The sequence below is a fragment of the Rubrivirga sp. SAORIC476 genome (assembly GCF_002283555.1).
GTDB lineage: Bacteria > Bacteroidota > Rhodothermia > Rhodothermales > Rubricoccaceae > Rubrivirga.
Genome location: NZ_MVOI01000006.1, coordinates 476,028 through 494,932 on the forward strand (window position 1 = coordinate 476,028; position 18,905 = coordinate 494,932).

15 protein-coding genes and 1 tRNA gene are annotated in these 18,905 nt (G+C 72.3%); 7 read left to right on the forward strand and 9 right to left on the reverse strand.

The genetic code is table 11. The features are described 5' to 3' along the window. Positions 1–42: 42 nt before the first annotated feature. The 5 genes from B1759_RS19760 to B1759_RS13665 are packed head-to-tail and all read right to left on the reverse strand — an operon-like array spanning position 43 to position 4,150. A complete protein-coding gene (locus B1759_RS19760) occupies positions 43–195 on the reverse strand; it encodes a hypothetical protein (RefSeq protein WP_158225258.1) in 153 nt (50 codons plus the stop codon). Continuing rightward, positions 192–1,985 (reverse strand): asparagine synthase-related protein, encoded by a 1,794-nt coding sequence (locus tag B1759_RS13650; RefSeq protein ID WP_095515617.1) that lies wholly within the window; start codon positions 1,983–1,985, stop codon positions 192–194. Before B1759_RS13650 ends, B1759_RS19760 begins: the two co-directional genes overlap by 4 nt. Continuing rightward, complete coding sequence (locus B1759_RS13655; protein WP_095515618.1) at positions 1,982–2,860, reverse strand: sulfotransferase domain-containing protein; 879 nt, start codon at positions 2,858–2,860, stop codon at positions 1,982–1,984. The genes B1759_RS13650 and B1759_RS13655 overlap by 4 nt, the downstream gene beginning before the upstream one ends. Then, positions 2,860–3,855, reverse strand: coding sequence for a hypothetical protein (locus B1759_RS13660; RefSeq protein ID WP_095515619.1), 996 nt, complete (start codon positions 3,853–3,855; stop codon positions 2,860–2,862). The genes B1759_RS13655 and B1759_RS13660 overlap by 1 nt, the downstream gene beginning before the upstream one ends. A gap of 1 nt (position 3,856) precedes the next feature. Beyond that, positions 3,857–4,150, reverse strand: coding sequence for a PqqD family protein (locus tag B1759_RS13665; RefSeq protein WP_095515620.1), 294 nt, complete (start codon positions 4,148–4,150; stop codon positions 3,857–3,859). A gap of 146 nt (positions 4,151–4,296) precedes the next feature. Between B1759_RS13665 and B1759_RS13670 the strand changes: the two genes are divergently transcribed. After that, positions 4,297–4,749: a lasso peptide biosynthesis B2 protein gene (locus B1759_RS13670; RefSeq protein WP_158225259.1), complete on the forward strand. Its 453-nt coding sequence runs from the start codon at positions 4,297–4,299 to the stop codon at positions 4,747–4,749. 42 nt (positions 4,750–4,791) lie between these two features. Here B1759_RS13670 and B1759_RS13675 read toward each other — a convergent pair whose 3' ends face one another. Continuing rightward, complete coding sequence (locus B1759_RS13675) at positions 4,792–6,135, reverse strand: MFS transporter (protein ID WP_158225260.1); 1,344 nt, start codon at positions 6,133–6,135, stop codon at positions 4,792–4,794. Positions 6,136–6,271: 136 nt separating this feature from the next. Here B1759_RS13675 and B1759_RS13680 point away from each other — a divergent pair, with 136 nt between their 5' ends. The 3 genes from B1759_RS13680 to B1759_RS13690 all read left to right on the forward strand — a co-directional run bounded on the left by B1759_RS13680 (position 6,272) and on the right by B1759_RS13690 (position 9,671). Next, entirely contained in the window at positions 6,272–7,504 is a 1,233-nt protein-coding gene (locus B1759_RS13680) for a cysteine desulfurase (RefSeq protein WP_095515996.1), read from the forward strand. 80 nt (positions 7,505–7,584) lie between these two features. After that, positions 7,585–7,995, forward strand: a complete 411-nt coding sequence (locus tag B1759_RS13685) for a SufE family protein (protein WP_198948883.1) — start codon at positions 7,585–7,587, stop codon at positions 7,993–7,995. A 41-nt stretch (positions 7,996–8,036) separates the two neighbouring features. Then, complete coding sequence (locus B1759_RS13690) at positions 8,037–9,671, forward strand: beta-N-acetylhexosaminidase (protein ID WP_095515623.1); 1,635 nt, start codon at positions 8,037–8,039, stop codon at positions 9,669–9,671. A 115-nt stretch (positions 9,672–9,786) separates the two neighbouring features. Here the strand turns inward: B1759_RS13690 and B1759_RS13695 are convergent, their stop codons facing one another. Beyond that, positions 9,787–10,257 carry a methylated-DNA--[protein]-cysteine S-methyltransferase gene (locus B1759_RS13695; protein ID WP_095515624.1) on the reverse strand — a complete coding sequence of 157 codons (471 nt, stop codon included), beginning with the start codon at positions 10,255–10,257 and terminating at the stop codon, positions 9,787–9,789. A gap of 190 nt (positions 10,258–10,447) precedes the next feature. On the opposite strand from B1759_RS13695, the gene B1759_RS13700 reads away from it, so the two are divergent. Further along, entirely contained in the window at positions 10,448–15,544 is a 5,097-nt protein-coding gene (locus B1759_RS13700) for a family 16 glycosylhydrolase (RefSeq protein WP_143537390.1), read from the forward strand. 118 nt (positions 15,545–15,662) lie between these two features. Here B1759_RS13700 and B1759_RS13705 read toward each other — a convergent pair whose 3' ends face one another. Beyond that, positions 15,663–17,807: a glutamine synthetase III gene (locus tag B1759_RS13705; protein ID WP_095515626.1), complete on the reverse strand. Its 2,145-nt coding sequence runs from the start codon at positions 17,805–17,807 to the stop codon at positions 15,663–15,665. Positions 17,808–17,861: 54 nt separating this feature from the next. Then, positions 17,862–18,344, reverse strand: a complete 483-nt coding sequence (locus B1759_RS13710; protein ID WP_095515627.1) for an Lrp/AsnC family transcriptional regulator — start codon at positions 18,342–18,344, stop codon at positions 17,862–17,864. A 195-nt stretch (positions 18,345–18,539) separates the two neighbouring features. Here B1759_RS13710 and B1759_RS13715 point away from each other — a divergent pair, with 195 nt between their 5' ends. Together B1759_RS13715 and B1759_RS13720 are read left to right on the forward strand one after the other, a co-directional pair. After that, complete coding sequence (locus B1759_RS13715; RefSeq protein WP_095515628.1) at positions 18,540–18,746, forward strand: DUF5683 domain-containing protein; 207 nt, start codon at positions 18,540–18,542, stop codon at positions 18,744–18,746. Between the two features lie 69 nt (positions 18,747–18,815). Then, a tRNA-Ile gene (locus tag B1759_RS13720) sits at positions 18,816–18,891 on the forward strand. The last annotated feature ends 14 nt before the right edge of the window (positions 18,892–18,905 follow it).

Sequence of the window (18,905 nt, forward strand, 5' to 3'; positions counted from 1 at the left end):
AATCTAGGAGCGGCGCCCGAAATCGGACGACAGCAGACTCGCCTAGGAGGCGTAGCGCTGGTCGTTCGGGAAGGAGCTCTCCGAGCTGAAGTCTTGGGTGCCCGTCTCGGTCTCACCCGTCAGGTCGAGGGTGGTGAGGGCGGGAGCGGTCCAGGGCTGACGGTCGTCCTGCGGGGTGGAGTCGAGCGTGTTCATCGCGGCGGTCGGGAAAGGGGAGCGGGGGGTGATGAAAGGAAGGATACGGCTTGAAGGCCTAATGCGGTCCACCGGCCCTGGTTTTCTGCTTCAATTTTCTGCGTCCATACTGAAAGCGCTTCCTGGAGGGCCCCTATGTCGATGAGATGTGCGCGCGCGTGGGCTCCTGGCCGGGCCGCGAGGCTCGCGAACTGGGCTGCGGCCACCTCGGTGGACTGGCGGGAGGCCTCCGTCCAGGTCGGCTCCGCCTTCGAGTCGTGCAGACGGACGCGGTCGGGCACGAGCCCGGCCGTCGCTTCGCGGAGGGGCCAGCGCCGGAGCCGTCGCCGCGTGAGCCAGGCCTCTGGAGGCAGGGACAGCGCGAACGTCAGCACGCGGCGGTCGAGCAGTGGGTAGCGGTAGCGGAGGCCGAGTGGCGTCCCGACCTGCGCCCACGCGGCCGTCCTCTGCCCGAGGTGGCCGCGGTGGAGCAGCCACGCGAGGTACGCACGCGGGTCCCCGACGGGCTTAGGAAGGCTCTCGGGAAGGTCCGCGCGCCGGAGCAGGTCCGGCCGGGCGAACGTGGCGTGCTCGCCCCGAAGCGCGGCCTCGCGCATCACATCCAGCGGCGGGTGGGCCGTCAGCCGGGCGCGGCGGATCGGCGACGCCCGGTAGCGCTGGAGCGCGGCGCGGGGGTCGGCGAGCGCGAACGCGATCAGCGGCCCCCACCGGCCGGTCCGCAGCAGGTGCGGCCCCACCAGCCCGCGCCCGCTGAAGCTGATGGCCTCGTCCCCGCCCCAGCCGGAGAGCATCAGGCGGATGCCTCGCTCGGCAGCCGCGCGGCGGACGGGGGCTTCGGGCGTCCACATGGTGGTGGGCTCGCGCGTCGCATCCATCGAGAGGCCGGCCAGGGCGTCGTCGGGCGTCGGCGGGCACCACACGACGTCCATGCCCCAGCGGTCGGCCACGGCGAGCACGCGGGCCTGGTCGGGCGCGGGCGGCGTGCCGGGCGCGGGGGCCGGGAGCCAGGAGAAGGCGGTCGGCGGCGGGAGGCTGCGGGCCGCCAGCGCCTCGGCCGCGAACGCCGCCACCGCCGTCGAGTCGATGCCCGCCGAGAGGTGGACGCCCACGGTGCCGGGCTCGGCGTCGCCGATGGCCTCGGCGGTGACCTCCCGCAGGAGCGTCCGCAGGGCCGCGCCGCACGCCTCGATGCCGCGGAAGTGGCGCACGGGCGTCGTCTCGGGTCGCCAGTAGCGCGTGGTCAGGACGCCAGTGCCGTCGGCGACGAGCCGGTGCGCGGGGGGCAGCGCCCGGATGGCGCGTAGGAAGGTCCGCCCGACCGCGGCGGGCTTGAAGGCGGCGTCCAGCAGGGCGGCGGCGAGCGCGCCCTCGTCGAGGTCGTCCGGCACGCCGTCGGCCGCGAGCACCGCCCGCACGTCGCCGCCGATCACGAGCCCGCCGGGCGTCTCGGCGACCCCGAGCGGCTGCAGCCCGAGGCCGTCGACGGCGCCCACGACGGCCTGGCGGGCGCCGTCCCAGGCGGCGTAGGCGAACGTGCCGCCGAGGCGGTCGGGGGCGTCGTCGCCCCACGTCTGGATCGCCGCGACCACGAGCGCGTCGTCGTCGGTCCCCTCGGCCTCGGCCCCGAGGTCGGCGTGGAGGCGCGCGCGGTCGGCCAGGTCGAGGTCGGCGTAGAGCAGGTGGACGCCCGGCGTCCCGGCCCAGTCGTCGAAGCAGACGACGGCGGCGCCCAGCGGGCCGCGCGCGGGCGCGTCGCCGGGGCGGACGGCAAGGGCATGCGGGGCGCTCATTCCGTCGGGAGCGCGGCGACCTCGTCGATCACGTCGCCGTAGCCGAGGCGTCGCATGACGGCCTCATGGTCAGCCACGACGCGCCGCGCCTGCTCGGGCGTCAGCTCCTCGCGCCAGGACCCCGTCTTCCCCTTGCGGAAGAACGGCGCCGTCGCACGGCCCATGTTGTGCTCCCAGAAGCCCTCGGCGGACTCCTTCTCGCGGAGTCGCTCGAAGCGCGCGGCCTCCACGGCCGCCTGGATGCGCGCCGGATCTGTGTCGACGCCGACGAAGTCGAGCACGGCGGCGAACGTGCCAGCGGTATCCGCGTGCAGGTCCTCGTAGCGGACGACGTGGAGGTCCAGGCCCGGGGCGTCGAGCCAGGACAGGACGTGGTCGCTCCACGACCCCATCGGCTCCGGGGCGATGTAGGTGTGGCTGCGCCGCCAGGGGTTGAGGATGAAGTCCGAGTTGGCCATCCGCGCGATGGCCTTGTCGATGTCGAGGCCGAAGAAGGGCGCCGTCGAGGTGGCCACGTCGAGCGGGTTGCGGACGATGTAGACCGCCCGCCCCGCGTCGGCGGGGAAGAAGCGGTCGCCGGACGCCGTTGCGACGTTCGCGCTGTGGATCTTGCAGTAGACGACGCCGGCCCAGTCGGCCGTGTCGCGCGCGAATGCGCGGGCCGCGTCGGGCTTGTACCGGTCGATCTCGTCCATGCGGAGCATCGTCGGGTTGACGCCGATCAGGTCGTCGAGGCCGCGGATGCCGCCCGGGTGGCCGGCGTGGCCGATCCGGTTGAGGTCGAGCGCCCCGGCCTCGTCGTGCCCGGCCAGCAGTGCCCGCGTCCAGGTGTTGCCGGACTTCGGGTACGACGCGAGCCAGATGACGGCGCCCATCAGCCCGCCTCGGCGACCGCACGCGCCAGCTGGGCCTCGACGGCGTCGGCGACTTCGCCGAGGGTCTGGGCCAGACGCGGCCGGATGACCTGGACGACGGGCACCGCGCCGGCGATCCGCATGGCCCACGCGAAGTGGGGCACCTGCAGCCCGGCGCTCTCGACGATGCGGCGGCGGTAGGTCATCTTGAGCAGCACCTTGGCGGCCGCCGGTCCCTGGAGGCGCTCTGCGACCAGCACGCCGGGGGCGTCGAGGCGGGCGTCGCCGGGGTCGTGGGCGTCGAGCGAGATCTCGTTCCAGGGCTGCAGCACCACGATCGCGCGCAGCGGCGCGGGCTCGGTCTGGAAGGCGGGCACCTCGTAGAGGTACTTCCGCGCGTCCTCCCGGAGCGGCGCCAGGTCGGACGGGGCGGTGCCCATGCGCTCGACGGCGTCCTCCCAGAGGCGCGTCGTCGGGTAGCCGGAGAGCACCATCGGCGTGCCGTCGGCGTCGAACTGGACGACCGTCTTGTCGTCGCTCAGGATGGGGTGGCCGCGGCGGGCCAGCTCCACGGCGGTCGTGCTCTTGCCCGCACCGGAGCGCCCCGCCACCACGACCGCGCCGCCCGGCCCCACGACCGCCGACGCGTGGAGCACGAACATCTGGCGCTGGTGCAGGATCGCGCCCAGCGTGGTGCCGAACAGGAAGGCCCGCACGTCGGCATCGGTGCCGCCGGTGCGCTCGATGACGACCTCCGACCCTTCCTTCTGGACGAGGTAGCGGGCCACGCCGTGGATCTCGTGGCGCCACGCGCCCGCGCGCCCGGCCCACGTCACGCGCTCGGCCAGCGGCTCGCCGATGTCGTCCGGCACTGTCCCGAACCCGATCCGCAGGTCGGGTTCGGTGGTCGCGACCTCCTGCGGGGCGGGGCGCAACTCGGGGAGCGCCAGCGACGAGGCGACGTGGAGCCCGTACGCGACGTAGTGGTACGCGTCGTCCTCGGCTGGAATGCTCATGCTAGGCGCCTGCGGGTTCGATCAGGCCGCGGGTCAGGAGGTCCGCGAGGAACGTCTGCGTGGCTCGCTCGGCCTCCTCTGGCTCGACTTCGAAGTGGACCGGCAGGTCGGCCGCGATCTGGGCGGGCGTCGTCGGCTCGGCGAGGAGGCCCCAGATGTGCGTGCCGACGGCGTTGAGCCCGTAGTAGTGGCCCGCTTCGATGTCCATCATCACGGCGGTTCCGTTGACGTCGGCGTGCATCGCGCGCTGGGCGCGACGCAGCGGGGCGTCGGAGGGGAGGGGAGCGTCGGACATGGAGGCGAGGCGAAAGAGTGAGAAACTTACGGCTGGAGGGGAAGCCGGGGTCTCGTGGAGGGACACGGCACGGTCTCTTCATCCGCGCCTTCAGGGGGAGGGTCCTGGGCAGGAGGCTAGTTTTCCGGATCGCCTCGTCCCCACTCGTGCCCCGGCTCCGTCTCCTGCGCGTCCTCCGTCTGCCGCTGCCCGAACTGGGCCGCGCGGTCGAGGCCGCAGTGCTGTTCCATGCGTTCCGCGTGGTGCTGCGGGTCGTGCCGATCCGTCGTCTGACGCCCCTGCTCGGCGAAGCGGGCGCGCCCGATGCCCCACTGGACGGCACCCACACGGCGACGGACGGGGTCCTGGCCGTTCGGCGGGCGCTCCGTCGGGCGGGGCGCAAGCACCCGGACACGTGCCTGCCGCAAGCCTTCGCCGGGCGTGTGATGCTCCACCGCCGCGGCCTGCCGTCCACGCTGTCGCTGGGGGTCCGGGACGAGGGCGACGGCGTCCTCGACTTCCATGCGTGGCTCCGCGCGGGCGGCCTGCTCATCAACTGGGGGGGCGGGCCGAGGCAGTACGCGGTGCTGGGCACCTACCACGACACGCCGGGCCGCTGACCGCGCCCGCCTCGGCACCGAGGTGGGCCGGCTGGGAGGTCGTCAGAGGCGAAGGGGCGTCGAGGGGGCGTCCTCTCCGTCCGCCGGCGGCTCCAGGTCCTCCAGCGCGCCCAGCCGTCGCAGCGGGGGCCAGATCAGCGCCGCCGCGCCGACGGTCACCAGCGTCAGCACGCCGCCGAGTGCGACGGTCGCCACGCTGCCGATCAGGCTCGCGACCACCCCCGACTCCAGCTCGCCGATCTCGTTGCTCGTCCCGATGAACACTGCGTTGACGGCCGCCACGCGCCCCCGCATCGAGTCCGGCGTGAGCAGTTGGAGCACAGTCGAGCGGACCACCACCGACACGTTGTCCGCCGCGCCGATGCAGAACAGTGCCATCAGCGACAGGGGGTAACTCGTGGACAGCCCGAACACGATGGTCGCCAGCCCGAAGGCCGCCACGGCGACGAGCATCGCCCGGCCCGCCTTCCGCATCGGCGGCAGCAGCGCCAGCGCGAGCCCCATCGTGATGGCGCCCAGCGACGGCATCGCCCGCATCCACCCGAAGCCCGTCGCGCCGACGCCCAGCACGTCGGTCGCGTAGACCGGCAGCAGCGCCACGGCCCCGCCGAACAGCACCGCCACCATGTCGAGCGTGATCGTGCTCAGGATCACCGGCTGGCGGCGGACGAACCGGGCGCCCTCGATCACGCTCGCCCAGGACCGCTTCTCCACCGACCGCGCCTGCGGCGTCGGGGTGATGAACAGCAGGCAGACGAACAGGACCACGCTGGAGGCCGCGTCGGCGAGGTAGACGACGCCCGCCCCGGAGGTCGCCAGCAACACGCCGCCGGCGAGGGGGCCGAGCGTCGCCGAGAGCTGGAAGGCCACGCTCCGCCACATGGTCGCGTTGGCGAACACGCGCGTCGGCACCAGCCCGGTCACGATGGCCTGCGACGCGGGCCAGCCGATGGCGCGGAAGATGCCGGTGCCGAGTAGGAAGGCGTACGTCAGCGGGATCGGACCGTCGGTGAACGACACCCAGGCCAGCCCCAGGCCCGACAGCGCCAGCCCGACCTGGCTGATCAGGATGAGCGTCTTGCGCGGGTACCGGTCGGCGGCGGCGCCCGCGGGCAGCGCCAGCAGCAGCACCGGCAGCGCCAGCACGAGCCCGATCATTCCCAGGCTCAACGGCGTCTGGGTCCGCTGGTAGACCTCCCAGCCGACCGCGACGGTCCGCATCTGGTTGCCTGCCCCGGAGAACAGGCTGCCCAGCAGGTAGAGCCGGAAGCCGGGCAGGCGCAGCGACGCCAGCGGGTCGTTGCCGCCCGAGCCGCCGCTCTGGTGGACCACCTCGGCGGGGGGCTCGGGTGCCGAGGGGCGTCGCTGTTCGTCGGGTGTCTCCACGTGGCGCGCCAACGCCGGGCGGTCCGGTGCGTTCGCCGCGGGCCGTGCGCGCTCGGTGAATGCGCCCGCCTCGGCGCCGAGGCGGGCACACGGACACCGGGCGGCCGTTGTTTACGCCATGCCCGACCCCACGCCGATGCCCGCCACCGCCCCGCTCGACGTCGCCGCCCTCCGCGCCGACTTCCCGATCCTCCAGCGGACCGTCTACGACGGCATGCCGCTCGTCTACCTTGACAATGCGGCCACCACCCAGAAGCCGCAGGTCGTGCTGGACCGGCTCGCGGCGTACTACGCCAACGAGAACGCCAACGTGCACCGGGGCGTCCACTTCCTGAGCGCGACCGGCACCGAGGCGTACGAGGAGGCGCGGCGCTCGGTGCAGCGCTTCCTCGGCGCCGCGGACGCCCACGAGGTCGTCTTCACCCGCGGCACGACGGAGGCCATCAACCTGGTCGCCCACGGCTTCGCGACGCTCCTCTCGGACGGCGACGAGATCGTGGTCTCGGCGCTGGAGCACCACGCCAACATCGTCCCGTGGCAGATGGCCTGCGAGCGGACCGGCGCGCGGCTGCGCGTGATCCCGGCGCTCGACACCGGCGACCTCGACCTCTCCGGCCTCGACGAGATCGTCACCGAGGCGACGAAGGTGGTCGCGGTGACCCACACGTCCAACGCCCTCGGCACCGTCGTGGACCTGGCGCCCCTCATCGAGGCCGCCCACGCCGTCGGCGCGGCGGTGCTGATCGACGGCGCCCAGGCGGCCCCCCACACGACGGTCGACGTGCAGGCCCTCGGCGCCGACTTCCTCGTCTTCTCCGGCCACAAGACGTTCGGCCCGACCGGCATCGGGGCGCTCTGGGGCCGCGAGGCGTGGCTCGAGAAACTGCCCCCCTACCAGGGTGGCGGCGACATGATCGACCGGGTCACGTTCGAGAACACGACCTTCGCGGGCCTGCCGGCCAAGTTCGAGGCGGGCACGCCGCACGTCGCGGGCGGCATCGGCCTCGGGACCGCGCTGGACTACCTGATGGACCTCGGCATGGACGCCATCGAGGCGAGCGAGCACGAGCTGATCCGGTACGCCGAGGATCGACTCGGCGCCGTGGAGGGGCTCCGCTTCATCGGCACGCCCGAGAAGCGCGCCGGGGCCATCTCGTTCGTGCTCGACGGCATTCACCCGTACGACGCCGGCACGGTCCTCGACCGGCTGGGGGTCGCCGTCCGCACCGGCCAGCACTGCGCGCAGCCCGTCATGGACCGCTTCGGCGTCGAGGGCACCATCCGCGCCTCGTTCGCCTTCTACAACACGCCCGCCGACGTGGACGCGCTGGTCGACGGCCTGGCCCGCGTCCGCGCGATGTTCGGGTGAGAGGTGCCGCGTCGACCGTTCGGCGTCGAACGGTCTCTCGCCTGTACACCTCGCACGTTCCACCCCGCACCTTCCACATCGTGACCGAATCCCACCGCCGCCAGCAGGCCATCGTCGACGAGTTCGCGTTCCTCGACGACTGGATGCTGCGCTTCCAGCAGGTCATCGAGCACGGCGACGCGATGCCGCCGATGGACGAGGCCGACAAGACCGACGACCGCCTCGTGCGCGGCTGCCAGTCGCGCGTCTGGCTCGACGCGGGCGCCGACCGCGACACGTTCCACGTCCGTGCCGACTCGGAGAGCCAGATCGTGCGCGGGCTCGCGTCGCTGCTCGTCCGCGTCTACGACGGCCTCCCGGCCGAGGAGGCCGCGGCCGTCGACCTCTGGTTTCCGTCCGAGATCGGCCTCGCCGAGCACCTCTCGCCCAACCGCGCCAACGGGCTCGACGCCATGCAGCGCGCGATCGCCACCGCCGCGCAGGCGGGCTGACGCCGTCGTCGTCGCCTCGCTCCTCTCCCGTCGCTCGTGCCATGCGGACGCTCGCCACTCTCTGCCTTTTCGTCGCTCTCGTCGCTCCGTCGTTCGCCCAGGACCGGGCGCAGGTCTCCGTCGTCCCGCGGCCCGCGTTCATGACGCCGCTGGAGGGCGCATTCGTGATCGACTCCACGACCACGGTCCGTGTCCGCTCCGACGACCCCGAAGCAGGGCGCATCGCAGAGGCGTGGGCGTCCCGTCTGCGGCTCGCCTCCGGTCTCCCGCTTCCCCTCGTCGACGCCGACGCCCCGTCCCAGCTGGTCTTCGCCCTCGACGCCGAGGCGGCCATCGAGAGCGAGGGCTACGAGTTGACGGTCACCTCCAGGTCCGTGGTCGTGCGCGCGGCCGATGCGGCGGGCCTGTTCTACGGCGCCCAGACGCTCCGCCAGCTCGCGCCGCCCGCCATCGAGCGTGTCGGGGTGGCGCCCAACTCGGCCGAGGTCGAGTGGTCTGTGCCCGCCGTCGCCATCGAGGACGCGCCGCGGTTCGCGTACCGCGGCCTGCACCTCGACGTGGCCCGCCACTTCTTCGACGTCGAGACCGTCAAGCGGCTCATCGACCGGATGGCGCTCTACAAGCTCAACCGCTTCCACTGGCACCTGACCGACGACCAGGGCTGGCGGATCGAGATCGAGCGCTACCCGCGGCTGACCGAGGTGGGCGCATTCCGCGACCAGACGCTCGTCGGCCACGCGGGCGCGCGGCCCGAGGTCTACGACGGGGTCCGCACGGGCGGGTACTACACCCAGGACGAGATCCGCGAGGTCGTCGCGTATGCCGCCGAGCGGCACGTCACCATCGTCCCGGAGATCGAGATGCCGGGCCACGCGTCGGCCGCCATCGCCGCGTACCCGGAGCTGGGCTGCTCCGGCGAGCCCGTCGAGGTCGCCCAGACGTGGGGCGTCTTCGAGGACATCTTCTGCCCGACGGAGGAGACGTTCGCGTTCCTGGACGACGTCCTCACGGAGGTCGTCGCGCTCTTCCCCGGCCAGGTGATCCACATCGGCGGCGACGAGGCCCCGAAGGCGGCGTGGGAGCGGAGCGACGTGGCGCAGGCGGTCATGGCGCGCGAGCGTCTGGCCGACGAGCACGAGCTTCAGAGCTACTTCGTCGGCCGCATCGAGGCGATCCTGGCGGAGAAGGGCCGCACGCTGATGGGCTGGGACGAGATCGTGGAGGGCGGCCTCAGCCCGACGGCCATCCTCATGTTCTGGCGCCACTGGGCGCCCCAGGCGCTCGACTACGCCGCCGCGCAGGGCAACGCCATCGTGATGACGCCCAACCACACGATGTACTTCGACCACTACCAGGGCGACCCAGCGCTCGAGCCGCTCGCCTTCGGCGGGATGAGCCCGCTGGAGAAGGTCTACGGCTACGACCCCGTCCCGGAGTCGTTCACCCCCGCGCAGGCCGCGCGCGTCCTCGGCACCCAGGCCAACGTGTGGACGGAGTACATCCCGACTCCGAGCCACTTGGAGTACATGGTCTTCCCGCGCCTCCTCGCGCTCTCGGAGGTGACGTGGAGCACGCGCGACCGCCGCGACTGGGCCGACTTCCAGTCTCGCCTGCCGCTCCAACTCCGCCGCCTGGACGTGCTCGGCGTCCACTACCGCCCGCCGCGGACGCCCTGACCCTCCGCCTCGGCACCGAGGCGGACGAGGGGGGACACCCGAGGCGGGTTGAGTCGGACCGAACCGTCCGCGCCACCCACGGGCCGGCGGACGAAGGCCACGCGCTCGCGTCGGGCTAAAGCAGACGTCGCTGGCGGCTCTCCAGGTCCAGCAGCGCCCGCTTGCGCTCCAACCCGCCCGCGTAGCCCACCAGCGCCCCGTCCGCCCCCACCACGCGGTGGCACGGCACGATCACCGCGACCGGGTTCTGTCCGTTCGCCGCGCCCACCGCCTGCGCACCCTTCGGCATCCCGACCCGCGCCGCCAGCGTGCCGTAGCTGACCCTGTCGCCGTGAGGAATGGCACAGAGCGCCGCCCACACGCGCTCCTGAAACGGCGTCCCGCCCAGCCGCAGCGGCACGTCGAACACGACCGGCTCGCCGTCGAAGTACGCCGCCAGCTGACTGCGCGCCGCGTCGAGCACGGCGTCTGACCCCTCCGCCTCGGGCCCGAGGCGGACCGGAGCGAAGGTGGCGGCCGTCAGCGCCGCTCCGTCGGAGACGAGGCGGAGCGGGCCGAGGGGCGTGGCGAGCGTCACGTGCGGCATGCGTCGAAGCTACCGGCCGGGGTCGGGAGGGGCGAGAGGCCCGAAGAGAAACGCCCGGAGCGGGAGGTCGGGACGCGCAGGCAACGCTCGGGGACCTGCCCGGCGCGATGTTCCAGCATCCTCCTGCCGACGCCTCGCGCCACCGAGTCCGACGGACGGGTCTGCCCGCCTTCCTCCGACACGGTCTCCCATGCTTCGCTCGTCTCCCCGGCCCCGTCCCGCGCATCGCCGACTGCTCGCCGCCCTGCTCCTTGCCGTGTGCCTCGCCCCGGTCGGGCAGGGGGCGCCGCCGCCGTCGGGCGGCTGGGACCTGATCTGGGAGGAATCCTTCGACGCCGCGGACGCGGCGTTCGACGCGCGCTGGGACATGGGCACGCACACCTTCGACGGCAACGAGGCGCAGTTCTCCCCCGACAACATCGAGGTCTCGGGCGGGCTGATGACGCTCCGCCTCACCGCCGAGCCGACCGGCACCAAGCCGTACCGCGGCGCCGAACTGCGCACCGACAACACGACCGGCTTCTTTACCTACGGCCGCTTCGAGACCCGCATGAAGGCGGCGACGGGCTCGGGCATCATCTCGTCGTTCTTCACCTTCCGCTACGACCCGTGGCAGGAGATCGACATCGAGTTCCGGGGGCGGGACGCCAACGCGATGCAGGCCAACATCTTCTACAACGGCGGCGCCGAGGGCGACCCCAACAACGCGCCCTTCGAGGTGCCGCCCTTCCCCGAGGACGCGCTGCTGCCCTACGACGCGGCCGAGGAGTTCCACGTCTACGCCTTCGAGTGGGACCCTGGCGTGATCCGCTGGTACATCGACGACGTGCTCGTGCTGGAGAGCACGGACCCGGCGCAGGTCCCGGACCTGCCCCAGCAGCTGATGATGAACCTCTGGCTGACCGACAACGCCTGGGCGGGCCCGATCGACCCGGCCGCCGTCCCGGCGCAGGCGCAGTACGACTGGGTGCGCGTCTACCAGCGGGCGAGCTCCGGGCTCGTCTTCGACTCGTTCGACGACGGCGACGTGAGCGACGTGTTCACCTTCAGCGAGACCAGCGGTGGCGTCGGCGTGGGGCCGACGGACGGGGCGAGCGGCGACCCGAACACGGCCCTCTCGGTCGGCATCGACCCGGCGCTGGCGGGCGCCTTCGCGGGGGTGGTCATCACCGGCGGCGCGGGCACCGTGGACGCGTCCGGTGCGGCCGCGCTCGCCTTCGAACTCCGCCCGACCACCGTGTCCGCCGGCAACCTGCCCATGACGCTGGAGATCAACCTCCACGAAGACCTCGACGGCAACAACGTCTACGACGGCGCCACCGAGGACGAGTACCAGGCGACCATCGAGATGCCGCTCGGCGGGGGCTACCAGACGGTCGTCATCCCGCTCTCGGCCTTCACCGACGACAACTCGGTCTTCCCCGGTGCCGACGACGGGTTCGACTACACGAAGGTGATGGAGGTGGTGGTCGCCATCGGCGGCCTGACGGGGCCGGCGTTCCAGTTCGCGATGGACGAGGTCCGCTTCACGCCGGTGCTCCTCGTGGACACCGCCCTCGACACGGCCTCGGACGCGTCCAGCGTGGCCGACTGCACCGACGGCGTCTCGGACGGCGACTGCTCCCTCCGCGAGGCCATCGAGGTGGCCAATGCCGACCCGACGCTCGATGACATCCGGTTCGACGTCCCGGGCGGTCTTGCGGTGCTCACCCTGAACGACGTGCTGCCGGGGATCGCCGACCCCGGCGTCTCGATCGACGGCTCGACCCAGCCCGGCGCGTCGTGCGACGCGGGCGGCGGGGTGCCGGGCCTCCAGGTCGTCCTCGATGGCGCTCTCCTCCCGCCTGGCTTCAACGACGTGCTGTCCACCGCTGTCGGTGCCGACGGCGTCTGGATTCGCGGCCTCTCGGTCGTCTCGGGGCCGGCCGCCGGCGTCTCCCTCCGAGGCGCCGACAACCGCGTCGACTGCTCGCTGATCGGCCTCTTCCCGGACGGCACTCCGGCGGGCAACGGTCGCGAGGGCCTTTACGTGGGCGTCGAGGCGACGAACGCCCAGATCGGTCAGCCCGGCTTCCGGACCGTGGTCTCGGACAACGGCTTCCAGGGGATCGTCATCAACGCGACGGGCACGAAGGTCCACGACACCTGGGTCGGCCTCGGCCTCGACGGCGTCACCGGTCATGGCAACACCCTCGACGGCATCCTCGTCGGGGCGAACGCCAACTTCGTCTTCGTCGGCGGCCCGGACGGGCAGCGGAGCGTGGTCTCGGGCAACGGCGAGAACGGCGTCAACGTCGCCGGGGGCGGCAACGGCGTGACCGTCAACAACGCCTACATCGGCGTCGGCGCGGACGGCATGACGCCCGTCGGCAACGCCTTCCACGGCGTCCGCTTTGCCGACGCGCCGGCCTTCGCGCGGGTCGGCAACGTCGACCTCGGCAACGTGATCGCGGGCAACGGCTTCTCCGGCCTGATCATCGAGGGGACAGGGACCGACAACGGGCAGGTGTTCGGCAACCTCATCGGCCTCGGTGCCGACGGCGCGACGGCCGTTCCGAACGGGATCGACGGCATCACGGTCACCGGTGGGCCGACGAACGTGCGCATCGGCGCGAACCAGGATCAGAGCATCGTGGCCCCCAACGTGGTGTCCGGCAACCTCCGCGACGGCATCCGCATCGACACGGACGCGTCGGCGTACGTCGCCCACAACCTCGTCGGCCTGGGGGCGGATGGCAGCGCGCCCCTGGGCAACGGCGCGGAGGGCATCCACGTGATCGGCGGCAGCGGGACCGTGATCGGCGGCGTCGAGGCGGGCAACGTCAGCTCGTCGAACGCGTCCAACGGCATCCGGGTGACGGGCGGAGCCGCCGGCATCGAGATTCTCGGCAACACGCTCGGGCTGGACGCGGCGGGCCTGCTCGACCGAGGCAACGGGGTCCACGGCATACGGGTCGAAGGGGGCGCCGAGGCGACCCTGATCGGCCGCGCCGACCTCCCGGGCTCGGGCAACCTGATCGCGGGCAACGCGAACAACGGAATCGACGCACGGGGCGCGGGGGTGGGGACCGTGGTCGTCCGCAACACCGTCGGGCTCAACGCCGCCGGGGACGGAGAGCGGAACGGCAACTCCGGGGTGACCATCATCAGCACCCCGGAGGTGACGGTCGGCGGCATCGGCGTCGGCAACACCATCGGCTCGAACGGCCAGACGGGCGTCTACGTCCGGTCCGCCAGCACCGTGGGGATCTTCGGCAACACGATCGGGCTTGCTCCGGACGGGGTCACCCCGCGGGGCAACGGGTTCTCTGGCATCATCCTCGACAACGTCGCGGGAGCGGTCGTCGGCCAGCCGGGCGCGGGCAACGTGATCGCGTCGAGTACCGACAGGGGCGTGTACGTGCTGGACGGCACGGCGGGCGTGCGCATCCAGGCCAACCTCATCGGTCTCGCCGCCGACGGGACCACGCCGCGTGGCAACGGTGCCGCGGGCATCGAGATTTCCGACGGGGTCGACGTCCTCGTCGGCTCCGACCTCGACGGCGTCGACGACGGCCTCGAAGGCAATCAGATCGCGTACAACGCGGACGGGGTCCTCGTCCTCGCCCCGACGGGGGCCGGGCACCGCCTGGTCGGCAACGCCATCCACGACAACGTCGGCCTCGGCATCGACCTCGGCGGCGACGGCGTGACGGCCAACGACCCCGACGACCCCGACACGGGCGCCAACGGCCTCCAGAACCATCCCGTGGTGACCGACGCCTCCGTCGACGACGGCGTCGACTTCGCCCTCGACTCGACGCCCTCGACCGCCTTCCGCGTCGAACTCTTCGCCAGCGCCGCCGCCGACCCGTCGGGCTACGGCGAGGGCGAGCGCTTCGTCGGCGCGACGACGGTCACCACCGACGCCTCGGGCGATGCGGTCGGCTCGTTCCCCGGCGCGGGCCTGCTCGACGGCGAGGTCGTCGCCCTGACCGCCACGCCCATCACCGGCCCCGAGGACCTGGGCGGCACGTCCGAGTTCTCCGCCGCCGCGTTCCTCGGCCCGCCGTACGCCGTGAGCGGCCCGGCCGCGCTCGGGGCGTACGCCCACGGCAGCACCCTCAACGTCGTCTGGTCGACGCTCGACCCGGCGCTGGAGGCCGGCCCCGTTCGCGTCTCCGTGCTCTGCCCCGGCAACGCGCCCTTCGTCCGCTACGCCTCCACGCCCAACGACGGACAGGCCGGCTTCACGGTCCCGGCCAGCCTCGGCACGCACGGCGGCGTGGACGATCAGGCGTCCGGCTGCGCCGTCGAGGTCGCCTCGGTCGCCGACCCGTCGCGCGCCGCCGAGTCCGCGCCCTTCACCGTCCGCCCGGCCGGCGTCGCGGGCGTCACCACCCGGCGGCTCGACCTCGCGACCGGTTTCCGCCCGGCCCGCTACGGCCTCCAGGACGTCATCAAGTGGTTCTGGGACGAGACCTCCATCCCCACCGGGACCGTCCGCCTGTCGCTCGTCTGCGACGGCCGCGACCGGTTCGTCCGCTACCCCGACACGCCCAACGACGGGCAGGCGAGCGCCACGCTCCCGGCCCTCTTCGGGGCCTACGAGGTCTGCCGCACCGAGGCCGTCTCGCTCGACGACCCGACGCGGTTCGGCCGCAGCGCCCCCTTCCCGATCCTCGACACGCCGCTGCCGTCGGTCGATGTGCTCTCGCCCGCCCCCGGCGGCGCGATCGCGATGGGGGCCGACCTCGACATCACGTGGGAGACCGTCGCCATCGACCCGAGCGCTCCGGTTCGGATCCTGCTGGTGGACCTGACGAACGGCCCGCCGAACCGGCTCATCGCTCAGACGACGAACACGGGCTCGTACACATGGCCGGTGCCGACGGACCTGGACCCGCATGCCGAATACCGTCTCTCGGTGAAGGCCATCCCGGATGGCGAGCCCGCCGTGACGACGCTCGTCGACCCGCTGACGTTCTCGTCGCCGATGAGCCTGGCGGCCGCCGCCTCGTCGTCGGCCGAGGAGGCACCGCCGGAGGTGCTGAGCGTCGGCGCGTCGCGTCCGAACCCGACGCGGAGCCGCGCGACGGTGCGCGTCGGCCTGCCCGAGGCCGGTCCCGTCGAGGTGGCGGTGTACGACGCCGTCGGCCGTCGCGTGGCGGTGCTGGCGTCCGGCGAGCGGTCGGCCGGGTGGCACGACCTCGCCGTCGAGGCGGGCGACCTGGCGCCGGGCGTCTACGTGGTCCGCGCCGTCACGAGCGGCACCGTCGCCACGCGGACGCTCTCGGTGGTCCGGTAGAGACTCCTCGCCCCCACAACGACACCGCCCGCCTCGGCACGGTCACCGAGGCGGGCGGAGGCACAGCGGGCGCGGATGCGATCCGTCCCTACTTGCCCGTGCCCTACTTGCCCGTGCCCTACTTGCCCGTGAACAGCATGTCCCGGTACGTCGGCAGCGGCCAGAGGTCCGCCGGGACCTCCTTCTCCAGCGCGTCGCACGCCGCCCGCACCTTCGTCAGCGCCGGGATCACCTTGTCCTTCATCGCCATCGACTCGTCGGCCGCCTTGTGGGCCGCCGCGCGCGCCTTCGCGAGCGTGCCGAGCGCCTTCTGGAGCGCGTTGACCTGCGTCACCACACCCTCCGCGAGGGCCTTCGCGCCCGACGTGTCGAGCCCCAGGTCCTCCGCCGACTCCGCGCCCTCGCCGATCTCCGCCAGGTAGCGGAGCGCCGCCGGGAGCACCATCGTCTTCGCCATCGACTCCGTCGTCGCGGCCTCCACGTTCAGCGTCAGCGCGTACTGCTCCGAGAGGATGTCCTTGCGGCTCTCCAGCTCCGCCTCCGTCAGCACGTCGTAGGCCTCGAAGACCGCCACGTTCTTGGCGTCCGTCAGCGTCGCCAGCGCGTCCGGCGTCGTCTTCAGGTTCAGCAGCCCGCGCTCCTCGACCGCCTCCTTGTGCCACGCGTCCGAGTAGCCGTCGCCGTTGAACACCACCTTCGTGTGCTCGCGGATCGAGTCCGTGATCACCTCGCGGACCGCCGCCTCCAGCGCCTTCTTGGACGGCCGCTTGCCCAGCTTCGCGTCCAGCTTCGTCGCCAGGTCGTCGATGGCCTCCGCCACGATCGTGTTGAGCACCGTCAGCGGGAACGACACCGACTGGCTCGATCCGACCGCGCGGAACTCGAACTTGTTGCCCGTAAAGGCGAACGGGCTCGTCCGGTTGCGGTCGCCCGCGTGGCGCGGCAGCGTCGGCAGCACCGGGCTACCGAGCCCCAGGAAGCCCGACTGCTTCGACTCGGTCGCCGTGCCCGTCGCCGTGATCTGCTCGAACACGTCCGAGAGCTGGTCGCCGAGGAAGATCGACAAGATGGCCGGCGGCGCCTCGTTGGCCCCGAGCCGGTGGTCGTTGGCCGCCGTCGCGATCGACGCCCGCAGCAGATCCTGGTGCGTGTGCACCGCCTGCACCACCGCCGTGCAGAAGAACAGGAAGCGCAGGTTCGAGTGCGGCGTGTCGCCCGGGTCCAGGAGGTTCTCGCCCGTGCTCGTCGACATCGACCAGTTCACGTGCTTGCCCGACCCGTTGATGCCCGCGAACGGCTTCTCGTGGAGCAGGCACGCCAGCCCGAACCGCTTCGCGACCCGCTGCAGCACCATCATCATCACCTGCTGATGGTCCGCGGCGACGTTGGCGTTCTCGAAGATGGGCGCGAACTCGTACTGGCCCGGCGCCACCTCGTTGTGGCGCGTCGCGACCGGCACGCCGAGGGAGTACAGCTCGGCCTCGACCGCGTTCATGTACGCCATGATCCGCTCCGGGATGGACCCGAAGTAGTGGTCGTCGAACTCCTGCCCGCGCGGCGGCGCCGCGCCGACGAGCGTCCGCCCGGCCACCAGCAGGTCGGGGCGCTCCTCGAAGAAGGCCTCGTCGATCAGGAAGTACTCCTGCTCCGCGCCGCACGTCGCGTAGACGCGCCCGACGGGCTCGCCCAGCAGGTCGAGCGCGCGGCTGGCCTGCGTGTCGAGCGCGTTCATGCTGCGCAGCAGCGGGATCTTGTGGTCCAGCGCCTCACCCGTCCACGACGCGAAGGCCGTCGGGATGCAAAGCGTCGCCGAGCCGTTGTGCTCGACCAGGAAGGCCGGGCTGGTCGGGTCGTAGGCCGTGTAGCCGCGTGCCTCGAACGTCGCGCGCAGGCCGCCACCCGGGAACGAGGACGCGTCGGGCTCGCCCTGGACGAGGCTCTTGCCCGAGAACTCGGCGACCGCGCCGCCGCCCGCGTTGGGCGTGATGAACGAGTCGTGCTTCTCGGCCGTCCGTCCGGTGAGCGGCTGGAACCAGTGCGTGTAGTGGGTCGCGCCGCGCTCGACGGCCCACTCCTTCATCGCCAGCGCCACCGCGTCGGCGACGGTTTCGTCGAAGGGCTCGCCCTTGTCGATGGTGGCGGTGAGCTTCTTGAAGACGGCCTTCGGCAGGCGCGACTTCATCTCGGACAGGCCGAACGTGTTCTGGCCGAACGTCTTCTCGACGTCCTGGACCATCGCGTGACCGTTGGTGAGGGTGGGCATGGAGGCAGGGAGGGTGACGGGGGAATCGGGTGGCCTCGGTGCCGAGGCCGGGGGCTAGTCGTCGAGCGAGGACAGAACCATCGGCTCGGCGGTGAGATAGGCAGTCTCCTTGTGGGTCGTCAGCACGAGGCTCGTCCGCGTGCCGCGGACGCCGGGCACGGCCTGGACCTTGGCCAGCAGGCGCTCCAGCGCCGTCGTCGTCCGCACGCGCACCTTGAGCACGTGCGAGCCGTCGCCGGTGACGGAGTGCAGCTCCTGGACCTCGTCCAGCGCCGAGACCGTCTCGATGAACTCGGCGTAGTGGTCGCTGCCGGTCGACTGGACGAACACGAACGCCATCACGTCGTGCCCGAGCCGCTTCGCGTTGACCGTCCCGTGGAAGCCCGTGAGCACGCCGCGGGCGTCGAGCTTGCGCATGCGGTCGGAGACGGACGGGATCGAGAGGCCGACCGCCTCCGCGATGTCCTTGCGCTTGATGCGCCCGTCGCGCTGGAGGAGGTCCAGGATCTGAGCGTCGATGGTGTCGATTTTGTCCACGTGGAGGGCGTTTGCCGTAGTTATTGAGGCGATCCAAAACCTACGCCTTCTCCGGGGCCGAGGTCGTGTGGCGACGCATTCTTTACAGAAGCGCTTCCGGAGATCCGCCTCGGTGCGCCCCGGGAGGTCCCAGAAGGGGGCGACGCAACCCGGTCCGGTCCAGGGCGCGTACACGAGCCCCCTTTCCCCGGACCCATGAACGCCCCCGGTACTGCCGCCGTCCTCAGCCTCATCGTTCCCGGCGTCGGCCAGATCTACAACGGCACCTTCTTGCGCGGCCTCTTCTGGCTGATCGTCACGCCCGGCTTCTGGATCGGCACGGGCGGCTTCTTCGGCTGGGTCGCACACGTGATCGCGGCGTACACCGCCTACCGCTATGCCGAACGTCATCCGAAGACGTGATCCCTCGGTCTCGTCACAGTGCCCGCCGTCCGCCCGAGGCGGGCGCGGCTGCCTGTAGTTTGCGGCTCCGGGCTCGTAGCACAACGGTTAGTGCAGCCGGCTCATAACCGGACGGTTGCAGGTTCAAATCCTGCCGGGCCCACCATGCGCATCTCCGCG